Origin of the sequence: Lysinibacillus sp. NPDC093688, assembly GCF_050280145.1 — a bacterium.
GTDB classification, from domain to species: domain Bacteria; phylum Bacillota; class Bacilli; order Bacillales_A; family Planococcaceae; genus Lysinibacillus; species Lysinibacillus xylanilyticus_B.
Genome location: NZ_JBNNUX010000044.1, coordinates 27,212 through 30,582 on the forward strand (window position 1 = coordinate 27,212; position 3,371 = coordinate 30,582).

Below are 3,371 nucleotides of genomic sequence, written 5' to 3' on the forward strand. Positions count from 1 at the left end.
AAATGCCCGCATGTGAGTGGATGTAGCGTGTTGCTATACCGATTGATAGTGCAGGTATTCCATTTGCAGTTACGTGGATAGAGCCAGCGTCTGTACCGCCACCAGCCATTGCCTCGAATTGATATGGAATATTGTGCTCATCAGCCACATCTAATACGAATTCACGTAAACCACGGTGTGACACCATTGATGCATCGTAGACAACAATTTGTGGACCAGCGCCCATTTTACTAGTTGATTCTTTTGCAGTTACCCCTGGAGTGTCTCCTGCTACACCTACATCGACAGCAAATCCGATATCTGGTTGGATTTTATGCGTAGCCGTTTTCGCACCACGAAGCCCTACTTCCTCTTGGACATTCCCTACAGAATAAAGGATGTTCGGATGCTTTTCATTTTGCAATGCTTTCATAACATCAATGGCAATTGCACAACCAATGCGGTTATCCCATGCTTTTGCTAATAAGTATTTTTCGTTTTTCATCACATTAAATTCGAAATATGGTGTTACCATATCGCCAGGACGTACGCCCCAATCAAGCACTTCTTCTTTTGAAGCTGCACCAACATCGATAAACATATCTTTAATGTCTACTACTTTGTTTCGCACATCTGCTGGTAAAATATGAGGTGGCTTTGAACCAATAACCCCAATAATTTCATCGCCTTTGCGTGTTGTAATTGTTACACGCTGTGCAAGCATAACTTGGCTCCACCAGCCGCCTACAGTTTGGAATTTGATGAACCCTTTGTCATCGATTTGGGTAACCATGAAGCCTACTTCATCTAAATGACCTGCAACCATAATTTTAGGGCCATTTTCATCGCCAACTTTTTTAGCAATGACGCTGCCTAAATTATCTGTTTCAACTAAGTCTGCATATGGTCCAATGTATTTTTTCATGACCTCACGCGGTGCACGTTCATTACCTGCAATACCATTCGCATCTGTTAAATCTTTAAACATTTGTAGTGTTGAATCTAGCTGTGTCATCCTTTTACCTCCCGACTCTTGTATCTTCTCTATTATACTTCGTTTACCGAAATATTCCTAGTTAAATCGTCTGAAAATTGTCGGATTTCTTACTTTAATACCCGGAACGTTGACGATTATGATTTTCTTCATTTTTCTCTATATATGCCGCCACTACGTCCTCAAACGTAAAGCCTAGATTAAACGCAAGTAATCCATAGCATTGCCAGATCACTAAATATCTATCCTCAGTTGGTTGACTAATAAAATTTAAAATATTGTCTTGTGTCATTAAAAATATCTCTGTTAAATCTCTCTTCTCTTCAATCACAGGCCATTTTTCTATTGCCGTATAACCTTTTAATAGGCCCAGTGATAATATAAAATGAATCGAATCCACATATTCTTCTAGAATCACATCACGTTCTGAAGCTCCCTTTGTGCTCCAAAACTTAAAGCAACGTGTCTCATTTGCAAGTTCGGCTAGCTCTACCATTAAGGCTAAACCTTTTTCTTTAAATACATCACGTTCAATATTTTGTGTTTTTTCGATGAAATCATCAAGTTCTTTTTGCATTTTAAACAATTTTTGTAAATTCATTTTTTTCTCCTAAATTTCTTAAAAATATTTATATTAAAGTGAAACTAATTGTCCCTTACAATCGTATAGGAAGGAATAACCTTTCTTCAAGGGGGAAATTAAAAATGTTGCCGTTACTTATTCGTCTTGCTGTTATTACGCTTATTATCTATGTATTTTATAAAGCGATTCGTTATATAACCGATCCTAAGCGAAAACTTGATGAAGCCTATGAAAAAGGCCAATATTATTTTTATGATGATGTCAAAAATGTCCGAAAAAATTTCTTTATCTCTTATAAGGGTGCTCTTTTCGAAGGTGAAAAATACCTCGGCACGACTGAAGATGCCTTCGAGGTTGTGACGATTTTTGTTGGCGCTCGTGACGCCGCTACACTGCAGGGTTTTATGAAAAGAGACTTTGAATACCTACAGCAAGAAATTCTATTGAACTATCCGAACGCAAAAATAAATTGGAAGCAACCGATTGAAAAGCTTATGCACAACACATCCTCAGAATGAGGATGTGTTTTTATTTATCGGAATGTTTTTGAGTTTTATCGGAACATTTCTGGGCTTTATCGGAATGTTTTTGTGATTTATCGGAACATTTTCCGGTTTTATCGGAATGTGTTCTAATATATTTGTACTAGAATAAAAATTTGAATAGCTGCTAGCAGTGGGAAACCAAATGCAAAGCTGTTATGTCGTGTTTTATGACGGAATAAATACATTCCTAGCACGCCACCTACTGCACCCCCAGCAATTGCTAATGTAAATAACGTACGTTCTGCGATACGCCATTCATGTTTTTTTGCCTTTGATTTATCCATGCCCATCATAACGAGCAGGACTACAGAAACAATCGCCATATAAGCTAATAATGCTTGTCCGATACGAAAAACATATACATTTCTTAAAAATGTAAACATCCCTACTGTGACACAACTTATATCTTCCGACTTTCGTATTTGTGTCTTCCTTATTCTTCGAGTCTGGTTTCGCAAAAAGCTACTGCCATTTAGTATGACTCTCCAAAGGCTTAAATTCCGCAGTATCGTTGCGTACACATCTAAGGCTTAGTGTCAGTCAAATTCCTTAGATTGAGTAATTTGCTAAGTTAATACTTGCGTTCAAATCTCTATCCAACCTTAATCCACAAGAACAGATATATAATCTGTCTTTCAGTTTCATATCGGATTTGATTTGTCCACAACAAGAACAAACTTTTGATGATGGAAACCATCTGTCGGCTTCAACAAATTCAATTCTGTATTTTTTACATTTGTATTGAATTTGCCGTTTGAATTCATATAGCTTTTGCCCAGCTACCGCCTTCGCCAGATGTTTATTTTTCATCAACTCTTTTACATTTAAATGTTCCATTACAATAAGAGATGGCTTGATTTTCACAATCTCATTAGAACACTGATGTATATGATTTGTTCGAATGTCGTTAAGTCGCTTGTATAAATTACGGATATCAGTGTTTTGTTTTTGAATAATATCTCGTACCACTAGAAGATACATGGGCAGGCATAAACTCGCCCTTTGTTTCCACTCTTCTTAGCGTTACAACATTTACACCAACACGTTTAGCAAATTTTTCAATGGATATTAATTCCATGTGCACCACCTCTCTTTCACTATGATAAAATCACATTACCCTATTTAGAGAGGTTGTTAACATTTTTATATTTGTATATATTTTTCTTGTTCACACTAAGGCGCAACCCTTCATGCAGTCTTTCTCTCACGAGTAGACCTCTTATGCTTTCACATAAGCGCAGACTATATCTTCATCTTATCTTCTAATAAG

The 3,371-nt window shown here is 36.9% G+C and carries 4 protein-coding genes and 2 pseudogenes; 1 reads left to right on the forward strand and 5 read right to left on the reverse strand.

The annotated features are described in order from the left end of the window. Positions 1–994, reverse strand: a 994-nt coding sequence (locus ACQKN2_RS22270; protein ID WP_427416882.1) for a M42 family metallopeptidase, incomplete at its 3' end; no start/stop codon positions are given. Between the two features lie 94 nt (positions 995–1,088). After that, on the reverse strand, positions 1,089–1,574 hold the full coding sequence (locus ACQKN2_RS22275; protein WP_427416883.1) for a dUTP diphosphatase: 486 nt from the start codon (positions 1,572–1,574) through the stop codon (positions 1,089–1,091). Positions 1,575–1,678: 104 nt separating this feature from the next. Between ACQKN2_RS22275 and ACQKN2_RS22280 the strand changes: the two genes are divergently transcribed. Then, entirely contained in the window at positions 1,679–2,074 is a 396-nt protein-coding gene (locus ACQKN2_RS22280; RefSeq protein ID WP_427416884.1) for a sigma-w pathway protein ysdB, read from the forward strand. A 113-nt stretch (positions 2,075–2,187) separates the two neighbouring features. Here the strand turns inward: ACQKN2_RS22280 and ACQKN2_RS22285 are convergent, their stop codons facing one another. The 3 genes and pseudogenes from ACQKN2_RS22285 to ACQKN2_RS22295 all read right to left on the reverse strand — a co-directional run. Then, positions 2,188–2,448 carry a DUF1294 domain-containing protein gene (locus tag ACQKN2_RS22285; protein WP_427416885.1) on the reverse strand — a complete coding sequence of 87 codons (261 nt, stop codon included), beginning with the start codon at positions 2,446–2,448 and terminating at the stop codon, positions 2,188–2,190. A 202-nt stretch (positions 2,449–2,650) separates the two neighbouring features. Further along, a pseudogene (locus tag ACQKN2_RS22290) lies at positions 2,651–3,034 on the reverse strand (RNA-guided endonuclease InsQ/TnpB family protein); the annotation flags it as partial. A 16-nt stretch (positions 3,035–3,050) separates the two neighbouring features. Further along, positions 3,051–3,179: pseudogene (locus ACQKN2_RS22295) on the reverse strand (MerR family DNA-binding transcriptional regulator); the annotation flags it as partial. Positions 3,180–3,371 lie beyond the last annotated feature (192 nt).

What these genes read in the sequence shown, in the direction of transcription:
- ACQKN2_RS22280 (WP_427416884.1), top strand. Translation starts at nt 1,679, where the DNA reads ATGTTGCCGTTACTTATTCGTCTTGCTGTTATTACGCTTATTATCTAT.
- ACQKN2_RS22275 (WP_427416883.1), bottom strand. Translation starts at nt 1,574, where the DNA reads ATGAATTTACAAAAATTGTTTAAAATGCAAAAAGAACTTGATGATTTC.